The sequence below is a fragment of the Inquilinus sp. 2KB_23 genome, from assembly GCF_052115705.1.
Lineage (GTDB): Bacteria > Pseudomonadota > Alphaproteobacteria > DSM-16000 > Inquilinaceae > Inquilinus > Inquilinus ginsengisoli_A.
In genome coordinates, this window is the sequence record NZ_JBFRHF010000009.1 from 88,460 (window position 1) to 108,335 (window position 19,876).

The following is a 19,876-nucleotide window of genomic DNA, read 5'->3' on the forward strand; positions in this document are numbered from 1 at the left end:
AGGCAGAACGCATGCTGAACCTGAACAAAGACACGCTATACCCGGTGTTGCCGCTGAGGGACATCGTGGTGTTCCCGCACATGATCGTGCCGTTGTTCGTCGGCCGCGAGAAATCCGTCCGTGCGCTCGAGGACGTGATGAAGGAGGATAAGCAGATCCTCCTGGTCACCCAGCGCAACGCCTCGCAGGACGATCCGAACCCGGAAGAGATCTTCGACGTCGGCACGATCGGGACGGTGCTGCAGCTGCTGAAGCTGCCGGACGGCACGGTCAAGGTGCTGGTCGAGGGCGTGCGGCGCGCGCGCATCCTGCGCTACGCCGACAATGCCGAGTTCTTCCAGGCCCAGGTCGAGCCGCTGGACGACGTCATCAGCGACGCGCAGGAGATCGAAGCCCTCGGTCGTGCCGCGGTCACCCAGTTCGAGCAGTACATCAAGCTCAACAAGAAGATCCCGCCGGAGGTGCTGGTCTCGGTCAACCAGATCGAGGACGGCTCGAAGCTGGCCGACACCATCGCCGCGCACCTGTCGCTGAAGATCCCCGAGAAGCAGCAGATCCTCGAGATCGCCTCGATCACCGAGCGGCTGGAGAAGGTCTATGGCTTCATGGAGGGCGAGATCGGCGTCCTCCAGGTCGAGAAGCGCATCCGCAGCCGCGTCAAGCGGCAGATGGAGAAGACCCAGCGCGAGTACTACCTGAACGAGCAGCTGAAGGCGATCCAGAAGGAGCTCGGCGAGGGCGAGGACGGCCGCGACGAGGCCGCCGAGCTGGAAGAGCGGATCAACAAGGTCAAGCTGAGCAAGGAAGCCCGCGACAAGGCGATGGCCGAGCTGAAGAAGCTCCGCTCCATGAGCCCGATGTCGGCGGAGTCGACGGTGGTGCGCAACTACCTCGACTGGATGCTGTCGATTCCGTGGAAGCAGCGCACCAAGATCAAGAAGGACCTGATCCATGCGGAGCAGGTGCTGAACGACGACCATTTCGGTCTGGAGAAGGTCAAGGAGCGCGTCCTCGAGTATCTCGCCGTGCAGCAGCGGACCAACAAGATCCGCGGCTCGATCATGTGCCTGGTCGGCCCGCCCGGCGTCGGCAAGACCTCGCTCGGCAAGTCGATCGCCAAGGCCACCGGCCGCAACTTCGTCCGCATGTCGCTGGGCGGCGTGCGTGACGAGGCCGAGATCCGCGGCCATCGGCGGACCTATATCGGCTCGATGCCCGGCAAGATCCTGCAGGGCATGAAGAAGGCGAAGTCTTCGAACCCGCTGTTCCTGCTGGACGAGATCGACAAGCTCGGCGCCGACTATCGCGGCGACCCGTCATCGGCCCTGCTGGAGGTGCTGGACCCGGAGCAGAACGCGACCTTCGCCGACCACTACCTCGAGGTCGACTACGACCTGTCGGACGTGATGTTCATCTGCACCGCCAACAGCCTGCGCATGCCGCAGCCGCTGATGGACCGCATGGAGATCATCCGCATCCCCGGCTACACCGAGGATGAGAAGGTCGAAATCGCCAAGCGCCACCTGATCCAGAAGCAGGCCGAAGCCAATGGCCTGAAGAAGGGTGAGTGGACGCTGACCGACGAGGCGCTGCTCGACCTGGTTCGCTACTACACCCGCGAGGCCGGTGTCCGCAGCCTGGAGCGCGAGATCGCGAGCCTGGCCCGCAAGGCGGTGCGCGAGATCCTGTCGAGCGACACCAAGAAGATCGTCGTCACCTCTGCTGACCTTGAGAAGTACGCCGGCGTCCGGAAGTTCCACCACGGCGAGACCGAGCTCGAGGACATGGTCGGTGTCGTCACCGGCCTGGCCTGGACCGAGGTCGGCGGCGAGATCCTGACGATCGAGGCGGTGCCCGTTCCCGGCCGCGGCCGGGTGGTGGCGACCGGCAAGCTCGGCGACGTGATGAAGGAGTCGGTGCAGGCGGCGGAGAGCTTCGCCAAGGCCCGCGCCGTGTCCTTCGGCATCAAGCCGACGATCTTCGCCAAGCGGGACATCCACGTCCACGTGCCGGAAGGGGCGACCCCGAAGGACGGGCCGTCGGCCGGCGTCGCCATGGTGACGGCGATCGTGTCGGCGCTGACCGGCAATCCGGTCCGCCACGACGTGGCGATGACCGGCGAGGTCACGCTGCGTGGGCGGGTGCTGCCGATCGGCGGTTTGAAGGAGAAGCTGTTGGCGGCTGTCCGGGCCGGAATCAAGACGGTCGTCATCCCCAAGGACAATGAAAAAGACCTTGCGGACGTGCCTGATTCGGTGAAGAAGGCCCTGACAATCCTGCCGACCGCCGATGTCGAGGAGGTTCTCAAGATCGCCCTGGCGCGGCCTCTGGAACCGATCGAATGGAAGGAGAGTGATGTGGACGACATCGCCCGCGTGCCCGGCGACGGGGACGACGAAGCGGTGATCCGCCACTGAACATCGTGCGGCCCTGGAACTTGGCTGATTTCCATGTGTTTCAGGGCCGCCAACGATTGACCGTGTTTCCCCGATACGCTTAGATTTCGTGACGTTTCGGTGTTGGAGAGGCGCATCGAACGGTTGTCGGTATGGAGCGTAACCTAGCCTGTATCCGGCAAACCCGCCGGAACGACCTAACACAGAGCCTGAAGGAGGCCGACACGTGAACAAGAACGATCTCGTCGCACACGTCGCGGAAAGCACCGGTCTGTCGCGTGCCGATGCCGGCAATGCCATCGACAGCTTGATCGACGGCGTTACCAAGACGTTGACGAAGGGGGGGGAAGTCCGCCTCGTTGGGTTCGGCACGTTCGCGGTCGCGGCGCGTGCCGCTTCCGAGGGCCGCAACCCGCGGACTGGCGAGACCATCAAGATCGCCGCCTCCAAGCAGGTCAAGTTCAAGGCTGGCAAGGGCCTGAAGGACTCCGTCAACCACGCCAGCGCCAAGAAGAAGTAAGCCCTTACGGGCGTTTGCTTTGAACAGGCCGGTCGGGCATCCTTGCCCGACCGGCCGTTTCATGTCCGGCCTCCGCCGGTTCGGACGGGCGATTAGCTCAGCTGGTAGAGCATCGGTTTTACACACCGACTGTCGGCGGTTCGAACCCGTCATCGCCCACCACTTCCCGGCCGTTCCGCGGCCGTTCCGGCCTTCGCGGCGCTTGCTTCGGACGCCGGTGAAAATCCCCCTCCCGCCGCGGGCAATTGTGTTGACAGCCCCCGGTGGAGTGGGTATCTCAAGCGCCTCGCCGCGATGAGCGGCCAGATGCGGGTGTAGCTCAGTTGGTTAGAGCGCCGGCCTGTCACGCCGGAGGCCGCGGGTTCAAGTCCCGTCACTCGCGCCACTCTACGATGTCTCCGGTCTGATCCCGGGCTCTGGCGTGCTTGCCAGTCTTGCCCAAGGGGATCTCGACCGCACCCTGCGCGGGTGTAGCTCAGTTGGTTAGAGCGCCGGCCTGTCACGCCGGAGGCCGCGGGTTCAAGTCCCGTCACTCGCGCCACTTCCCCTCAGACCTTGCTGGTTATTTGCCATTCGCGCGCTTCGTCTTCGGGTGGACCGGAACGGCCTTTGTCATGTCTGGATCTCGGCGGCCGAAGAGCCGGTTCCGCTGCTGGCGGAGAAGCCAAAAGATCTCAGCAAAATCATGTGGTTGAGAAGCATTCGCAATTGGCAATTGCGGCGGAAATTCGCTTCTCTCGTCCGACATGCCGGCCTATAAAGGCCGCGCCGAGAAGGGCGCCGAACGCGACGGCCTTCCCGACGAAAAAAAGCTGTGGGGTGGAGCGCCTGCCGATCGAGATCGTGCAGGCTCCACGTGTGACGGGTAGAACGATGACGACCTCCCTCGTTTCGGAATATTTTCCGATCCTCGTCTTCCTCGCGATCGCCATCGCGATCTCCGGGCTGATGGTCGGCATGTCGCTGGTGGTCGGGAAGCAGAATCCCGACAGCGAGAAGCTCTCGGCCTATGAGTGCGGCTTCGACGCCTTCGCCGACGCCCGGTCGAAGTTCGACGTGCGGTTCTATCTGGTCTCGATCCTGTTCATCATCTTCGACCTGGAAGTGGCCTTCCTGTTCCCCTGGGCGATCTCGCTCGGGGATATCGGCCTGTTCGGCTTCTGGTCGATGGTGCTGTTCCTCGGGGTCCTGACGGTCGGCTTCGTCTATGAGTGGAAGAAGGGAGCGCTGGAATGGGAGTGAGCGTCACGCAGCCGGGCGCCCCCGTCGGCGTCGGCATGCCCATCCCGCCCGGCGAGGGCCAGGACGCGGTGATCCGCGCCGCCAACGCCGAGGTCCAGGACAAGGGCTTCCTGCTGACCCATTACGACGCGCTGATCGACTGGGCCCGCACCGGGTCGCTGTGGCCGATGACCTTCGGCCTGGCGTGTTGCGCGGTGGAGATGATCCACGCCTACATGCCGCGCTACGACCTCGACCGACTCGGGGTGATCCCGCGGCCCAGCCCGCGCCAGTCCGACGTGATGATCGTCGCCGGCACCCTGACCAACAAGATGGCGCCGGCCCTGCGCAAGGTCTACGACCAGATGCCCGAGCCGCGCTGGGTCATCTCAATGGGCTCCTGCGCCAATGGCGGCGGCTACTACCACTATTCCTATTCGGTGGTGCGCGGCTGCGACCGCATCGTCCCGGTCGACATCTATGTCCCGGGCTGCCCGCCCACCGCCGAGGCCCTGGTCTACGGCATCATGCAGCTCCAGAAGAAGATCCGGCGCGGCAACCGGATCGTTCGCTGAAGGGCCGGACCACACGATGGCATCGATCCAGGAACTGACCGACCTCGGCACGGCCCTCGCGGCGGCGCTGGGCGAAGACGTGCTCGGCTACGAGGTGTCGCCGACCGTCGAGCTGACGCTGACCGTCAAGCGCGAGTCGATCCTCCGGGTGCTGACGCATCTGCGCGACGCGCCCGAGGCCCGCTTCGAGCAGCTGATCGACCTCTGCGGCGCGGACTTCCCCAGCCGGCCGGAGCGCTTCGACGTCGTCTACCACCTGCTCAGCCTCAGCCATAACCGGCGGATCCGGCTGAAGGTGGCGACCGACGAGGACACGCCGGTCGACTCGGCCGCCGGGATCTACCCGACCGCGACCTGGTTCGAGCGTGAGGCCTGGGACCTGTACGGCATCTTCTTCGCCGACAATCCGGACCTGCGCCGCATCCTCACCGACTACGGGTTCGAGGGGCATCCGCTGCGCAAGGACTTCCCGCTGACCGGCTATGTCGAGGTCCGCTACGACTCCGAGCAGAAGCGGGTGGTCTACGAGCCGGTGAAGCTGACCCAGGACTTCCGCAGCTTCGATTTCCTGAGCCCCTGGGAGGGCATGACGCGGCCAGGTCCCGCACCCGTGTTGCCGGGTGACGAGAAGGTCGCGCTCAACGAGCCCAAGGCGTAAGCACCATGGTCGAGACCCAGATCAAGCCCTACACCATGAATTTCGGGCCGCAGCATCCTGCGGCCCACGGCGTGCTGCGCCTGGTGCTGGAGCTGGACGGCGAAGTGGTCGAGCGGGCCGATCCGCATATCGGGCTGCTGCACCGCGGCACCGAAAAGCTGATCGAATACAAGACCTACATGCAGGCGACGCCCTATTTCGACCGCCTGGACTACGTCGCGCCGATGAACCAGGAGCACGCCTTCGCCCTGGCGGTGGAGCGGCTGCTCGGCATCACCGTGCCGGAGCGCGGACAGTACATCCGGGTGCTGTTCTGCGAGATCGGGCGGGTGCTCAACCACCTGCTGAACATCACCACCTACGCGCTCGACGTCGGCGCGGTGACCCCGTCGCTGTGGGGCTTCGAGGAGCGTGAGCTCCTGATGGAGTTCTACGAGCGGGTCTCGGGCGCCCGGCTGCACGCCAACTACTTCCGCCCGGGCGGCGTGGCCCAGGACATGCCGGCCGGGCTGGCCGACGACATCTGGGCCTACACCGAGCGCTTCCCGAAATTCGTCGACGACCTCGAGACGCTGCTGACCGAAAACCGGATCTTCAAGCAGCGCCTGGTCGACATCGGCGTGGTCTCGGCCGACGACGCCAAGGCCTGGGGCTTCACCGGCGTCATGCTGCGCGCCTCGAACGTCTCCTGGGACCTGCGCAAGTCGCAGCCCTACGACGTCTATGACCGGATGGATTTCGACGTCCCGGTCGGGCTGACCGGCGACTGCTACGCCCGCTACCTCCTGCGGATCGAGGAGATGCGCCAGTCCAACCGCATCATCCGGCAGTGCCTGGAGCAGATGCCGAAAGACGGGCCGGTGAAGTCCACCGACCGCAAGGTGTCGCCGCCGCCGCGCGCCGAGATGAAGCGCTCGATGGAAGCGCTGATCCACCACTTCAAGCTCTACACCGAGGGCTATCACGTCCCGGCCGGCGAGACCTACGCCGCGGTCGAGGCGCCGAAGGGCGAATTCGGCGTCTACCTGATCGCGGACGGCAGCAACCGGCCGTATCGCTGCCGCATCCGCGCCCCGGGCTTCGCCCATCTGCAGGCGCTCGATTTCATGAGCCGCGGCCACATGCTGGCCGACGCGGTCGCGATCATCGGCAGCCAGGACATCGTGTTCGGGGAGATCGACCGATGAGCGGTGCGTCCATCGCACCTGAGGCTGACCAGCCGAAGGAATTCGCCTTCACGCCCGAGAACCTCGAGCGGGCGAAGAAGATCATCGCCAAGTACCCCGAGGGCAAGCAGCAGAGCGCGGTGATCCCGCTGCTCGACATCGCCCAGCGCCAGCACCACAACTGGATCCCGCGGGTGGCGATGGACCATGTCGCCGACCTGCTCGATATGCCGCGGATCCGGGTGTACGAGGTCGCCAGCTTCTACACCATGTTCAACAAGGCGCCGGTCGGCCGCCACTTCTTCCAGGTCTGCACCACCACCCCGTGCTGGCTGCGCGGCTCCGGCGACGTGATGCGGGCGCTGCAGGACAAGGCCGGCTGCGGCAACCACGAGACCAGCGAGGACGGCCTGTTCTCGGTGCTCGAGGTCGAATGCCTGGGCGCCTGCGTCAACGCCCCGATGGTCCAGATCAACGACGATTTCTACGAGGACCTGGACTACGACAAGACGGTCGCGCTGATCGACGCGCTGAAGGCCGGGCAGCAGACCACGCCGGGCCCGCAGAACGGCCGAACCAACTCCGAGGCCCTGTCCGGCGCCACCACGCTGCTGAACATGCGGCCGGGCCACCGCCCGGCGGTTCCGGCCTCGGCGGCCCCTCCGGTCGCGGACGGCGGCAAGGCCGATCAGCCGGACCCGGCGACCGGCGGCGCCCCGCCGGCGCATGAGGTCGCAGCCCAGGCCGAGGCTTCGCCGGGCGCCCATCGTGGCGACGCGGAACCCGAGAAGAAGGGCAGGCCGGTGCAGAAGGTCGAGACGAGCGGCGGCCACGCGGGCACCACGGACAAGGGAGAGAAGTGATGCTGCGCGACGAAGACCGCATCTTCACCAATCTCTACGGCTGGGACGACTGGGGCCTGGAAGGCGCCAGGCGCCGCGGCATCTGGAGCGACACCAAGGCGCTGGTCGATCTTGGCCGCGACAAGATCATCGAAGAGGTCAAGACCTCCGGCCTGCGTGGCCGCGGCGGCGCCGGCTTCCCGACCGGCATGAAGTGGTCCTTCATGCCGAAGGAGAGCAAGGACGGCCGTCCGAGCTACCTCGTCATCAACGCCGACGAATCCGAGCCGGGCACCTGCAAGGACCGCGAGATCCTGCGCTTCGACCCGCACCGGCTGATCGAGGGCGCGCTGCTGGCCTCCTTCGCCATGGGGGCGCACGCCTGCTACATCTACATCCGCGGCGAGTTCTACGGCGAAGCCTCGAACATGCAGGTCGCGATCGACCAGGCCTATGACGCCGGCCTGCTCGGCAAGAACGCGGCCGGCACCGGCTGGGACTTCGACCTGTACCTGCACCGCGGCGCCGGCGCCTATATCTGCGGCGAGGAGACCGCGCTGCTGGAGAGCCTCGAGGGTAAGAAGGGCCAGCCGCGCAACAAGCCGCCGTTCCCGGCCGGCGCCGGCCTCTATGGCTGCCCGACCACGGTCAACAACGTCGAGACCATCGCCGTCGTCGGCGAGATCCTGCGCCGGGGCGGCGCCTGGTTCGCCGGCATCGGCCGGCCCAAGAACCAGGGCACCAAGCTGTTCTGCATCTCCGGCCATGTGAACCAGCCCTGCAATGTCGAGGAAGAGCTCGGCATCCCGATGCGCGAGCTGATCGAGCGCCATGGCGGCGGCGTGCGCGGCGGCTGGGACAACCTGAAGGCGGTGATCCCCGGCGGCTCCTCGGCCCCGATCCTGCCGAAGGACGTCTGCGACACCGTCCTGATGGATTTCGACGCGCTGCGCGAAGCCAAGTCGGCGCTCGGCACCGCCGGGCTGATCGTCATGGACAAGTCGACCGACGTGATCTACGCGGTCGCCCGCCTGTCGCGCTTCTACATGCATGAGAGCTGCGGCCAGTGCACCCCGTGCCGCGAGGGCACCGGCTGGATGTACCGCGTCATGCAGCGCATGGTCACCGGCAATGCGCGGTCGGACGAGATCGACATGCTGCTCCAGGTCACCAAGCAGATCGACGGCCGCAGCATCTGCGCGCTGGGCGATGCGGCGGCCTGGCCGGTCCAGGCGCTGATCCGGCATTTCCGCGATGAGATGGAAGAGCGGATCCGCGACTACCGCGACCACGCCCATCGCCGCGAAGCCGCGGAATAGGAAGGCACCGATGCCCAAGCTGACGATTGACGGGATCGAGATCGAGGTCGAGCCGGGCACGTCGGTGCTGCAGGCCTGCGAACGCCTTGGCCTCGAGGTGCCGCGCTTCTGCTTCCACGACAAGCTGTCCGTGCCGGCCAATTGCCGCATGTGCCTGGTCGAGATGGAGAAGTCGCCAAAGCCGATCGCGTCCTGCGCGATGCCGGCCGGCGACGGCATGGTGATCAAGACCAACACCGACCTGGTGCGCGATGCCCGCCGCGGCATCATGGAATTCCTGCTGATCAACCACCCGCTCGACTGCCCGATCTGCGACCAGGGCGGCGAATGCGACCTGCAGGACCAGGCCGTGGCCTACGGCTTCGACCGCGGCCGCTACACCGAAGGCAAGCGGGCGGTCACCGACAAGTATCTCGGGCCGCTGATCGAGACCTTCATGACGCGGTGCATCCAGTGCACCCGCTGCATCCGCTTCATCGACGAGATCGCCGGCGTGCCGGTGCTCGGCGGCGTGAACCGCGGCGAGCACATGGAGATCACCACCTACGTCGAGCAGGCGATTGCGTCCGAGCTGTCGGGCAATCTGGTCGATGTCTGCCCGGTCGGGGCGCTGACCTCCAAGCCCTACGCCTTCAGCGCCCGGCCGTGGGAGCTGCGCAAGACCGAGACCGTCGACGTGCTCGACGCCATCGGCTCGAACATCCGCGTCGACGCCCGCGGCGGTGAGGTGATGCGGGTGCTGCCGCGGCTGAACGAGGACGTCAACGAGGAGTGGATCAACGACAAGACCCGCTACGCCATCGACGGGCTGAAGCGGCGCCGCCTCGACCGGCCCTATGTCCGGCGTGACGGCAAGCTGCAGCAGGCGAGCTGGGCCGAGGCCTTCCAGGCCATCGCCGACCGCGCCAAGGGCCTGGACGGCAAGCGCATGGCGGCGATCGCCGGCGACACCGTCGACGCCGAGGCGATGGTTGCGCTGAAGGACCTGATGGCCGCGTTCGGGTCGCCGAACCTGGATTGCCGCCAGGACGGGGCGAAGCTGCCGGCCGGGCCGCGCGGCGCCTACCTGTTCAACAGCGGCATCGCCGGGATCGAGCAGGCCGACGTCATCCTGCTGGTCGGCACTAATCCGCGCTCCGAGGGCGCGATCGTCAACGCCCGCATCCGCAAGCGCTGGCTGAAGAACGGCCTGACCGTCGGCGTGGTCGGCCCCGATGTCGACCTGACCTACCGCACCCGCCATCTCGGCGCCGGGCCGGACACGTTGGCGGCGATCGCCGACGGCAGCGACGGCTTCGCCGAGGTGCTGCGCAACGCCAAGGCGCCGCTGCTGATCGTGGGGCAGGGCGCCCTGACCCGCGAGGACGGCGCCCAGGTGCTGGCCGCCTGCCGCCGCATCGCCGAGACCTACGGCCTGGTGCGCGACGGCTGGAACGGCTTCAACGTGCTGCACACCGCGGCGGCGCGGGTCGGCGGCCTGGATCTCGGCTTCCTGCCGGGCCCGGGCGGCCGCGACGTCGCCGGCATCCTCGACGGCGCCACCAAGGGCGAGATCGACTTCGTCTGGCTGCTGGCGGCCGACGAGATCGACACCGGCCGGCTGGGCAAGGCCTTCGTGGTCTACCAGGGCCACCATGGCGACCGCGGCGCCCATCGCGCCGACGTGATCCTGCCGGGCGCGGCCTACACCGAGAAGAACGCGACCTACGTCAACACCGAAGGCCGGGTGCAGCAGGCCCGCATGGCGGTGTTCCCGCCGGGCGAGGCGCGCGAGGACTGGAAGATCCTGCGCGCCGCCAGCGAGGCGCTGGGCCGCAAGCTGCCCTATGACAGCCTGCGCGAGGTGCGCCAGCGCCTGGTCGCGGTCAACCCGGTGTTCGGGGCGACCGACAGCCAGGCGGCCGGCGAGTGGGGGGCCTTCGGCGCCGAGGGCGCGATGGCGTCCGCGCCCTTCGTCTCGGCGGTGCAGAACTTCTACATGACGGATCCGGTCACCCGCGCCTCGGAGACGATGGCGCAGTGCGTGGACGAGATCACGGGCGCTCACAAGGCGGCGGCGGAGTAACGGGGCGGCCATGACTTTCTGGAGCGGATACGCCTGGCCGACGATCCTCGTCGTCCTTCAGATTATCGCGATCATCCTGCCGCTGATCATCGCGGTGGCTTACCTGACCTATGCCGAGCGCAAGGTGATGGCGGCGATGCAGCTGCGCCAGGGCCCGATGGTGGTCGGTCCCTTCGGCCTGCTGCAGCCGATCGCCGACGGCGTGAAGCTGCTGAGCAAGGAGACGATCGTCCCGTCCGGCGCCAACCGGATGCTGTTCATCCTGGCGCCGATGATCACCTTCTTCCTCAGCCTGGTGGCCTGGGCGGTGATCCCGTTCGACGACGGCTGGGTGCTGGCCAACATCAATGTCGGCGTCCTCTATCTGTTCGCGATCTCCTCGCTCGGCGTCTACGGCATCATCATCGCCGGCTGGGCCTCGAACTCGAAATACGCCTTCCTCGGCGGCCTGCGGTCGGCGGCGCAGATGGTGTCCTACGAAGTCTCGATCGGCTTCGTGATGATCTCCGTCCTGCTCTGCGTCGGCTCGCTCAACCTCTCCGACATCGTCAAGGCGCAGCACACCATCTGGTTCGCCATCCCGCTGCTGCCGATGTTCGTGATCTTCTTCATCTCGGCGCTGGCCGAGACCAACCGCGCGCCGTTCGACCTGCCCGAGGGCGAGTCGGAGATCACCGGCGGCTTCATGGTCGAATACTCGTCCATGACCTACGCGCTGTTCTTCCTTGGCGAATACGCCAACATGATCCTGATGAGCGGGATGACCTCGATCCTGTTCCTCGGCGGCTGGCTGGCGCCGTTCGGCGTGGCGCCCTTCACCTGGGTGCCGGGGCCGATCTGGTTCATCCTTAAGATCTGCTTCTGCCTGTTCGTCTTCATCTGGGTCCGGGCGACGCTGCCGCGTTTCCGCTACGACCAGCTGATGCGTCTGGGCTGGAAGGTCTTTCTCCCGTTCTCGCTGGCCTGGGTGGTGATCACCGCCGGCGTCCTTACCGCCTTCGGCTGGCTGCCGAAATAGGAGGCCGAGACCATGGCGTTCATCGACCGCACCGCGCGCAGCCTGCTGCTCAAGGAGATCCTGGGCGGCCTGGCCCTGACCTTCAGCTACATGTTCAAGCAGAAGGCGACGCTGAACTACCCGTTCGAGAAGGGCCCGCTGAGCCCGCGCTTCCGCGGTGAGCACGTGCTGCGCCGCTATCCCAGCGGCGAGGAGCGGTGCATCGCCTGCAAGCTGTGCGAGGCGGTGTGCCCGGCCCAGGCGATCACCATCGAGGCCGAGCCGCGCGGCGACGGCAGCCGCCGCACCACGCGCTACGACATCGACATGACCAAGTGCATCTATTGCGGCCTGTGCCAGGAGGCCTGCCCGGTGGATGCGATCGTCGAGGGGCCGAACTTCGAGTTCGCCACCGAGACGCGCGAGGAGCTGTTCTACAACAAGGAAAAGCTGCTGGCGAACGGGGACCGGTGGGAAGCGCAGATCGCCGCGAACATTGCGGCCGATGCGCCTTACCGGTAAGACCCGCTTCGCCGCCTCGATGTCGAATCCGGTTCCGCGTTCCCCCTTGGGAATGCGGTGCCGCATGAGGGGCAGGTACCGTGACCTAGCGCGTCCGGGAAGGACGACAGGGAGCACCGTGAGATGATCATCCAGGCCTTGGCCTTCTACCTGTTCGCCGCGATCACCGTGGCCTCCGCCGTGATGGTGATCTCGGCGCGCAACTCGGTGCATTCGGTGCTGTTCCTGATCCTCGCCTTCTTCAACGCGGCGGCGCTGTTCGTGCTGATCGGGGCGGAGTTCCTGGCGATGATCCTGGTCGTCGTCTATGTCGGCGCGGTCGCGGTGCTGTTCCTGTTCGTCGTCATGATGCTGGACGTCAACTTCGCCGAGCTGCGGGCCGGCTTCCTGCGCTACCTGCCGGTCGGCGCGCTGATCGGGCTGGTGCTGCTGGTCGAGCTGTTCCTGCTGTTCGGATCGATCCGCGGCGAAACAGTCTCGATCATGGCATCGGCCAGCGGCCACCCTGCCGGGCTGAGCAACACCGAGGCGCTGGGCCGGCTGATCTACACCCAGTACGCCTACCTGTTCCAGGCGGCGGGCCTGGTCCTCCTGGTCGCGATGATCGGGGCGATCGTGCTGACCCACCGCCAACGCGCCGGCGTCCGCCGCCAGGTGATTTCGCAGCAGCTCTCGCGCCGTCGCGAGGAGGTGATGGTGATCAAGAAGATCGGCACTGGGGAAGGGGCCTGACGTCATGACGATCGGACTCGGCCACTACCTCGTCCTCGCGGCGATCCTGTTCACGCTGGGCATCTTCGGCGTCTTCCTGAACCGGAAGAACGTGATCGTCATCCTGATGTCGATCGAGCTGATGCTGCTGGCGGTCAACATCAACCTGGTCGCCTTCTCGGTCGCGCTCGGCGACCTGGTCGGCCAGGTCTTCGCCCTGTTCGTGCTGACCGTCGCCGCCGCTGAAGCGGCGATCGGCCTCGCGATCCTCGTCGTCTACTTCCGCAACCGCGGCTCGATCGCGGTTGAGGACATCAACATGATGAAGGGCTGAGGCGCCCCCGATGGACATCGCCGCAATCTTCCTGCCGCTGGCCGGCTTCCTGATCGCAGGACTGTTCGGCCGCCTCATCGGCGACCGCGCCTCGATGGCCGTGACGACGCTCGGCGTCTGCGTCTCGGCGGTCATCTCCTGGTGGCTGTTCTTCGACGTCGCCATCGGCGGTCACGAGCGCACGCATTCGCTGCTGCTGTGGATCCACAGCGGCACCTTCGTGGCCGACTGGGCGCTGAAGTTCGACACCCTGACCGCCGTGATGCTGATCGTGGTCAACACCGTCTCCGCGATGGTGCATGTCTACTCGGTCGGCTACATGTCGCACGACCACTCCAAGCCGCGCTTCTTCGCCTATCTCAGCCTGTTCACCTTCGCCATGCTGATGCTGGTGACGGCGGACAACCTGGTGCAGCTGTTCTTCGGCTGGGAGGGCGTCGGCCTGGCCTCGTACCTCCTGATCGGCTTCTGGCATGAGAAGGAGAGCGCGCGCGCCGCGGCGGTGAAGGCCTTCCTGGTCAACCGCGTCGGCGACTTCGGCTTCGCCCTCGGCATCTTCGCCGTCTACAAGATCACCGGCACCGTGCGGTACGAGGAGATCTTCGCCGCAGCACCGCATCTGGTGGATGCGCGGATCAACTTCCTCGGCATGGACCTGCCGGCCCTGACCACCGCCAGCCTGCTGCTGTTCGTCGGCGCCATGGGCAAGTCGGCCCAGCTCGGCCTGCACACCTGGCTGCCGGACGCCATGGAAGGCCCGACCCCGGTCTCGGCCCTGATCCATGCCGCCACCATGGTCACCGCCGGCGTGTTCATGCTGGCGCGGATGTCGCCGCTGTTCGAATACGCGCCCGACGCGCTGGCCGTGGTCTGCGTCATCGGCGCGCTGACCGCCTTCGTCGCGGCGACGATCGGCCTGACCCAGTGGGACATCAAGCGGGTCATCGCCTATTCGACCATGAGCCAGCTCGGCTACATGTTCTTCGCCATCGGCGTCTCGGCCTACCAGGCGGCGATCTTCCACCTGATGACGCACGCCTTCTTCAAGGCGCTGCTGTTCCTCGGCGCCGGCTCGGTGATCCACGCCATGGGCGGCGAGCAGGACATGCGCAAGATGGGCGGCATCTGGAAGCTGATCCCGTCGACCTACGCCATGATGTGGATCGGCAGCCTGGCGCTGGCCGGCGTCGGCATCCCCGGGGTGTTCGGCTTCGCCGGCTTCTACTCCAAGGACATGATCCTGGAGGCGGCGTGGAGCGCCCACACCGGCGTCGGCGTCTTCGCCTACTGGCTCGGCGTGCTGGCCGCGCTGATGACGGCCTTCTACAGCGGCCGGCTGCTGTTCCTGACCTTCCACGGCAAGCCGCGCGCCGACCATCACACGATGGAGCACGCGCATGAATCGCCGCCGGTGATGCTGATCCCGCTGATCGTGCTGTCGGTCGGCGCGGTGCTGGCCGGCATCGTCGGCTACGACATCTTCGTCGGCGAGGGCCGCGAGGGCTTCTGGCGCGAGGCGATCCTGGTCCTGCATGGCCACGACAGCATCGAGGCCGCGCATCACAGCCCGGAATGGGTCGGCCTGCTGCCGCTGGTCGCCGGGCTGATCGGGCTCGCCGCCTCCTGGGTCTGCTACATCCAGATGCCGTCGCTGCCGGGGGCCATCGTGGGGGCGTTCAAGCCGATCCACCAGCTGTTCTTCCGCAAATGGTACTTCGACGAGATCTATGACGCGCTGTTGGTCAAGCCGGCCTTCGTCATCGGCCGGGCCCTGTGGAAGGGCGGCGACGGGGCGATCATCGACCGGCTGGGGCCGGACGGCATCGCCGCCACCTCGGTCGGCATCGCCCGCAAGGCCAGCCGGTTCGAAAGCGGCTACGTCTACCACTACGCCTTCGTCATGGTGATCGGCGTGGTCGCGCTGGTCTCCTGGTACGTCTTCGCCGGCCGGATGTGAGCAGCACCCATGGGTAACTGGCCGATCCTCTCGCTCGTGACCTTCCTGCCGCTGGTCGGCGCGGGTCTCATCCTCCTGCTGGCCCGCGGCAACGACGCCGCAGTGGCCGCCACCGCGCGCTGGGTCGCGCTGTGGACCACGCTGGTCACCTTCGCCCTCTCGGTCGCCGCCTGGATCGGGTTCGACCCCTCCGTGGCCGGCTTCCAGATGGAAGAGAAGCTGGCGTGGTTCCCGGACCTCAACATCTCCTACCACATGGGCGTCGACGGCATTTCGGTGCTGTTCGTCGTCCTGTCGGCCTTCCTGATGCCGATCTGCATCCTCGCCAGCTGGGAGAGCATCCACAGCCGGGTGAAGGAGTACATGGTCTCGTTTCTGATCCTCGAGACCATGATGATCGGCATGTTCAGCGCGCTGGACTACGTGCTGTTCTACGTCTTCTTCGAAGGCGTGCTGATCCCGATGTTCGTGATCATCGGCATCTGGGGCTCGGGCGAGCGCCGGATCTACGCCGCCTTCAAGCTGTTCCTGTTCACCCTGCTCGGCTCGGTGCTGATGCTGGTGGCGCTGCTGGCGATGTATGTCCAGGCCGGCACCACCGATATCCCGACGCTGCTGACCACCCATTACGGCTACAACATGCAGGTGTGGCTGTGGCTGGCCATGTTCGCCTCCTTCGCGGTGAAGGTGCCGATGTGGCCGGTGCACACCTGGCTGCCGGACGCCCATGTCGAGGCGCCGACCGCGGGGTCGGTGATCCTGGCCGGCGTGCTGCTGAAGATGGGCGGCTACGGCTTCCTGCGCTTCTCGATCCCGATGCTGCCGGAGGCGACGGCGCTGCTGACGCCGCTGGTCTACGGCCTGTCGATCGTCGCGGTCATCTACACCTCCCTGGTCGCCCTGGCGCAGGAGGACATGAAGAAGATGATCGCCTATTCCTCGATCGCGCATATGGGCTTCGTCACCGCCGGCATGTTCTCGCTGACCCAGCAGGGCATGGAAGGCTCGATCTTCCAGATGCTCAGCCACGGCGTGGTGTCCTCGGCGCTCTTCCTCTGCGTCGGCGTGGTCTATGACCGGCTGCACACCCGCGAGATCGCGCGCTATGGCGGCCTGGCCAAGAACATGCCGAAATACGCCGTGTTCTTCATGATCATGCTGCTGGGCTCGGTCGGCCTGCCGGCCACTTCGGGCTTTGTCGGCGAGTTCCTGATCCTGACCGGCCTGTTCCAGGCCAACACCTGGGTCGGGACCCTGGTCGCCACCGGACTGGTGCTGGGCGCCACCTACATGCTGCTCCTGTACCGCAAGGTCATCTTCGGCGAGATCACGCGCGAGGATGTGCGGAAGATGAAGGACCTCAGCCCGCGCGAGATCGCGATCTTCGTGCCGCTGACCATCGTCGTCCTGTGGATGGGCATCTACCCCTCCAGCTTCCTGAACGTGATGTCGGTCTCGGTCGACCACCTGATCACCCAATACCACGCCGATCTCGGCCGCGCCGCCGCGGTCGCGGTGGCCGTCCGCTGAGCCGGGGATCCGATCGCCATGGTGTCTCTTCCAGACCTGATGCCGGCCCTGCCGGAAATCTTCCTGGCCTGCGCCGGCCTGGCGCTGCTGCTGATCGGCGTGTTCCTCGGCGAGAAGTCGACCCGCATCGTCGCGGCGCTGGCGGTTATGTCTTTCATCATCACCGCCGCGCTGCTGGTGATGGGGCCGCAGGGCCGGGTGCTGACCTTCAACGGCATGTTCGTGACCGACGGCTTCGCCGTGTTCATGAAGATCCTGGTGCTGGTCGGCTCGTCGCTGGCCCTGATCCTGTCGCTCGACTATCTCGAGCACGAGAACATGTCGCGCTTCGAGTTCCCGGTGCTGTTCGTGCTGGCGACGCTCGGCATGCTGCTGATGGTCAGTGCCAACAGCCTGATCGCCCTCTATCTCGGGCTTGAGCTGCAGAGCCTCGCGCTCTACGTCGTCGCCGCCTTCAACCGGGATTCGGAGCGGTCGAGCGAGGCCGGGCTGAAGTACTTCGTCCTCGGCGCCCTGTCCTCGGGCATGCTGCTGTACGGCGCCTCGCTGGTCTACGGCTTCACCGGCACCGTCGCCTTCGACGGGCTGGCCCAGGCTCTGCCCGCCGGGCAGCTGGCGTCGATGGGCGTCATCATCGGCATCGTCTTCATCTGCGCCGGCCTGGCCTTCAAGGTCTCGGCCGTGCCGTTCCACATGTGGACGCCCGACGTCTATGAGGGGGCGCCGACCCCGGTCACCGCCTTCTTCGCGGTGGCGCCCAAGGTCGCCGCCATGGCGCTGTTCGTCCGCGTCCTGGTCGAACCCTTCGGCCATCTGACCAGCCAGTGGCAGCAGATCATCGTCGTGGCCTCGGCGCTGTCGATGATCCTCGGCGCCTTCGCCGCGATCGCGCAGACCAACGTCAAGCGGCTGATGGCCTATTCCTCGATCGGCCATGTCGGCTTCGCCCTGCTGGGCCTCGCCGCCGGCACGCCGGACGGCATCACCGCCGTCATCGTCTACCTCTCGATCTACGTCGCCATGAGCATCGGCACCTTCGCCGTGATCCTGTCGATGCGGGTGGACGGCAAGGCGGTTGAGGGCATCCAGGACCTCGCCGGCCTCGGCAAGTCCAACCCGGGCACCGCCTTCGCCCTGGTCATCATGATGTTCTCGATGGCCGGCATCCCGCCGCTGGCCGGGTTCTTTGCCAAGCTCTACGTGTTCCGCGCGGTGATCGCCCAGGGCACCACCGGCTTCATCATCCTGGCGGTGATCGGCGTGGTGTCGAGCGTGGTGTCGGCCTACTACTACCTGCGCGTCATCCGGGTGATGTACTTCGAGGACCCGAAGATCGCCTTCGACAAGCCGGCGGGGGCGGCGCTGCCGTCGATCCTGGCGGTCGCGACGCTGTTCATCGTCTTCTTCTGGATCCTGCCGGCGCCGCTGACCGGCGCGGCCCAGGCGGCTGCGGCCAGTCTGTTCGGGGGTTGATGACCGTCTCCCTGCCGCAAGGCTGGCAGCTCGACGCGCGCGACAGCGTCGGCAGCACCAATGACGAGGCGCGGGCGCTTGCCGCGGCGGGCGCCGGCCACGGCACCATCGTCTGGGCCAGGCGGCAGGACACGGGCAGGGGCCGCCGCGGCCGCGGTTGGGCCTCGCCGGAAGGCAACCTCTACTGCTCGACCATCCTGCGGCCGGACCTGCCCTTCGCCCGGGCGGGCGAGCTGACCTTCGTGGTCGGCGTCGCCCTGGCCGATGCGGCGGCGAGCTTCGGGGTCGAGCCGAAGCTGAAATGGCCGAACGACCTGCAGATCGCCGGCGACAAGCTGGCCGGCATCCTGCTGGAGGCGGCGGTGGCGCCGGACAGGACGGTCGACTGGATCGTCGCCGGCACCGGCATGAACATCGCCCACCACCCTGAACTGGCCGACTACCACGCCACCGACCTGCACGCCGCCGGCGCGCCCGGAGCCACGGTCGAGGCGGTGCTGGCGCGCTATGCCGAGGCGCTGGAGCGGCGCCTGGCGGAGTGGCGGGACCAGGGCTTCGACGCCACCCGGGCCGCCTGGCTGGAGCGCGCCGTCGGCCTCGGCGCCCGCATCCGGGTGCGGCTGGAGCACGAGACGCTGGAGGGCGTGTTCGAGCACATCGACCCCAGCGGCGCTCTGATCTTGCGCACCGAGCGCGGGCGGCACAGCATCACCGCGGGCGACGTCTTCTTCGGGAGCGGCTGAGATGCTTCTCGCCATCGACGCGGGCAACACCAACATCGTCTTCGCCGTGTTCGACGGGGCGCAGCAGAAGGGCCAGTGGCGCATCGCCACCGACAGCCGCCGCACCTCCGACGAATACGCCGTGTGGCTGGTCTCGCTGATGGCGATGCGCGGGCTGCGGCCGATCGACGTCACCCGCTCGATCCTGTCCAGCGTGGTCCCGGCCGCGACCTTCAACCTGGCCAAGCTGTGCCGCGACCATTTCGGCACTGACCCGATGCGGGTCGGCGACCCCGACGTCGAGCTCGGCATCCGCAACCTGCTGCTGAACCCGCGCGAGGCCGGGGCCGACCGCCTGGTCAACGCCGTGTCGGCCGGCGCCGCCTACAAGCCGCCGCTGATCGTGGTCGACATCGGCACCGGCACCACCTTCGACGTGGTCAACGCCGATGGCGACTTCGTCGGGGGCATCATCGCCCCGGGCCCGCAGCTGGCGCTCGACGCCCTGCACAAGGTGGCGGCCCAGCTGCCCAAGGTCGAGATCGTGCGGCCGGAGCATGTCATCGGCCACGGCACCATCAGCGCCATGCAATCCGGCATGTTCTGGGGCTACCTCAGCATGATCGAAGGGCTGATCACCCGGATCAAGGCGGAGCTGTCGCCGACCGGCACGCCCCCCGTCACCGTGATCACCACCGGCGGCCTTGGTAGCGTTTTCGCTCAGGCGACCCATATGATCGACCACATCGACAGTGAACTGACCCTGCGCGGACTGCGCCTTATCTACGAGCGAAACACCACAGCATGAGCTTCTCATCCGCGACCAGCACCTCCCGGACCCCGATTTCGCGGCCCGACGACGCCCTTT

18 protein-coding genes and 3 tRNA genes are annotated in these 19,876 nt (G+C 66.8%); all 21 read left to right on the forward strand.

All coding sequences use genetic code 11. The features are described 5' to 3' along the window. Nucleotides 1-11: 11 nt before the first annotated feature. The 21 genes from lon (at nucleotide 12) to AB4112_RS13525 (ending at nucleotide 19,816) form a co-directional block, all read left to right on the forward strand. On the forward strand, nucleotides 12-2,417 hold the full coding sequence (gene lon, locus AB4112_RS13425) for an endopeptidase La (RefSeq protein ID WP_441720295.1): 2,406 nt from the start codon (nucleotides 12-14) through the stop codon (nucleotides 2,415-2,417). Nucleotides 2,418-2,622: 205 nt separating this feature from the next. Further along, nucleotides 2,623-2,916: an HU family DNA-binding protein gene (locus AB4112_RS13430; protein ID WP_309796359.1), complete on the forward strand. Its 294-nt coding sequence runs from the start codon at nucleotides 2,623-2,625 to the stop codon at nucleotides 2,914-2,916. 86 nt (nucleotides 2,917-3,002) lie between these two features. Then, nucleotides 3,003-3,078, forward strand: a tRNA-Val gene (locus AB4112_RS13435). Nucleotides 3,079-3,224: 146 nt separating this feature from the next. Continuing rightward, nucleotides 3,225-3,301 (forward strand) — tRNA-Asp (locus tag AB4112_RS13440). Between the two features lie 79 nt (nucleotides 3,302-3,380). After that, nucleotides 3,381-3,457: transfer RNA gene (locus AB4112_RS13445), tRNA-Asp, on the forward strand. 332 nt (nucleotides 3,458-3,789) lie between these two features. Then, nucleotides 3,790-4,158, forward strand: a complete 369-nt coding sequence (locus AB4112_RS13450) for an NADH-quinone oxidoreductase subunit A (protein WP_441720298.1) — start codon at nucleotides 3,790-3,792, stop codon at nucleotides 4,156-4,158. Then, on the forward strand, nucleotides 4,149-4,712 hold the full coding sequence (locus AB4112_RS13455; protein WP_309796363.1) for a NuoB/complex I 20 kDa subunit family protein: 564 nt from the start codon (nucleotides 4,149-4,151) through the stop codon (nucleotides 4,710-4,712). The genes AB4112_RS13450 and AB4112_RS13455 overlap by 10 nt, the downstream gene beginning before the upstream one ends. 16 nt (nucleotides 4,713-4,728) lie before the next feature. Then, the gene (locus AB4112_RS13460) at nucleotides 4,729-5,370 is read left to right on the forward strand and encodes an NADH-quinone oxidoreductase subunit C (protein WP_441720302.1); all 642 of its coding nucleotides are present in this window, start codon (nucleotides 4,729-4,731) and stop codon (nucleotides 5,368-5,370) included. A gap of 5 nt (nucleotides 5,371-5,375) precedes the next feature. Continuing rightward, nucleotides 5,376-6,557, forward strand: coding sequence for an NADH-quinone oxidoreductase subunit D (locus AB4112_RS13465; protein WP_441720305.1), 1,182 nt, complete (start codon nucleotides 5,376-5,378; stop codon nucleotides 6,555-6,557). Then, entirely contained in the window at nucleotides 6,554-7,399 is an 846-nt protein-coding gene (gene nuoE, locus AB4112_RS13470; protein ID WP_441720308.1) for an NADH-quinone oxidoreductase subunit NuoE, read from the forward strand. The genes AB4112_RS13465 and nuoE overlap by 4 nt, the downstream gene beginning before the upstream one ends. Further along, nucleotides 7,399-8,697 carry an NADH-quinone oxidoreductase subunit NuoF gene (gene nuoF / locus AB4112_RS13475; RefSeq protein WP_309796370.1) on the forward strand — a complete coding sequence of 433 codons (1,299 nt, stop codon included), beginning with the start codon at nucleotides 7,399-7,401 and terminating at the stop codon, nucleotides 8,695-8,697. Before nuoE ends, nuoF begins: the two co-directional genes overlap by 1 nt. 10 nt (nucleotides 8,698-8,707) lie before the next feature. Continuing rightward, the gene (gene nuoG / locus AB4112_RS13480; RefSeq protein ID WP_441720312.1) at nucleotides 8,708-10,762 is read left to right on the forward strand and encodes an NADH-quinone oxidoreductase subunit NuoG; all 2,055 of its coding nucleotides are present in this window, start codon (nucleotides 8,708-8,710) and stop codon (nucleotides 10,760-10,762) included. Between the two features lie 10 nt (nucleotides 10,763-10,772). Further along, nucleotides 10,773-11,780, forward strand: a complete 1,008-nt coding sequence (nuoH, locus tag AB4112_RS13485; protein ID WP_309796372.1) for an NADH-quinone oxidoreductase subunit NuoH — start codon at nucleotides 10,773-10,775, stop codon at nucleotides 11,778-11,780. Nucleotides 11,781-11,792: 12 nt separating this feature from the next. Then, nucleotides 11,793-12,281 carry an NADH-quinone oxidoreductase subunit NuoI gene (gene nuoI, locus AB4112_RS13490; protein WP_309796374.1) on the forward strand — a complete coding sequence of 163 codons (489 nt, stop codon included), beginning with the start codon at nucleotides 11,793-11,795 and terminating at the stop codon, nucleotides 12,279-12,281. A 123-nt stretch (nucleotides 12,282-12,404) separates the two neighbouring features. After that, nucleotides 12,405-13,013, forward strand: coding sequence for an NADH-quinone oxidoreductase subunit J (locus tag AB4112_RS13495; protein WP_309796376.1), 609 nt, complete (start codon nucleotides 12,405-12,407; stop codon nucleotides 13,011-13,013). A gap of 4 nt (nucleotides 13,014-13,017) precedes the next feature. Further along, nucleotides 13,018-13,326, forward strand: coding sequence for an NADH-quinone oxidoreductase subunit NuoK (gene nuoK / locus AB4112_RS13500; protein WP_309796378.1), 309 nt, complete (start codon nucleotides 13,018-13,020; stop codon nucleotides 13,324-13,326). Between the two features lie 10 nt (nucleotides 13,327-13,336). Then, a complete protein-coding gene (nuoL, locus tag AB4112_RS13505; RefSeq protein WP_441720316.1) occupies nucleotides 13,337-15,283 on the forward strand; it encodes an NADH-quinone oxidoreductase subunit L in 1,947 nt (648 codons plus the stop codon). A 9-nt stretch (nucleotides 15,284-15,292) separates the two neighbouring features. Continuing rightward, a complete protein-coding gene (locus AB4112_RS13510) occupies nucleotides 15,293-16,813 on the forward strand; it encodes an NADH-quinone oxidoreductase subunit M (protein ID WP_441720319.1) in 1,521 nt (506 codons plus the stop codon). Nucleotides 16,814-16,831: 18 nt separating this feature from the next. Then, on the forward strand, nucleotides 16,832-18,286 hold the full coding sequence (gene nuoN, locus AB4112_RS13515) for an NADH-quinone oxidoreductase subunit NuoN (RefSeq protein ID WP_374710636.1): 1,455 nt from the start codon (nucleotides 16,832-16,834) through the stop codon (nucleotides 18,284-18,286). Then, nucleotides 18,286-19,029: a biotin--[acetyl-CoA-carboxylase] ligase gene (locus AB4112_RS13520; protein WP_441720323.1), complete on the forward strand. Its 744-nt coding sequence runs from the start codon at nucleotides 18,286-18,288 to the stop codon at nucleotides 19,027-19,029. Before nuoN ends, AB4112_RS13520 begins: the two co-directional genes overlap by 1 nt. A 1-nt stretch (nucleotide 19,030) precedes the next feature. Then, nucleotides 19,031-19,816, forward strand: coding sequence for a type III pantothenate kinase (locus AB4112_RS13525; protein WP_309796385.1), 786 nt, complete (start codon nucleotides 19,031-19,033; stop codon nucleotides 19,814-19,816). Nucleotides 19,817-19,876: the final 60 nt, after the last annotated feature.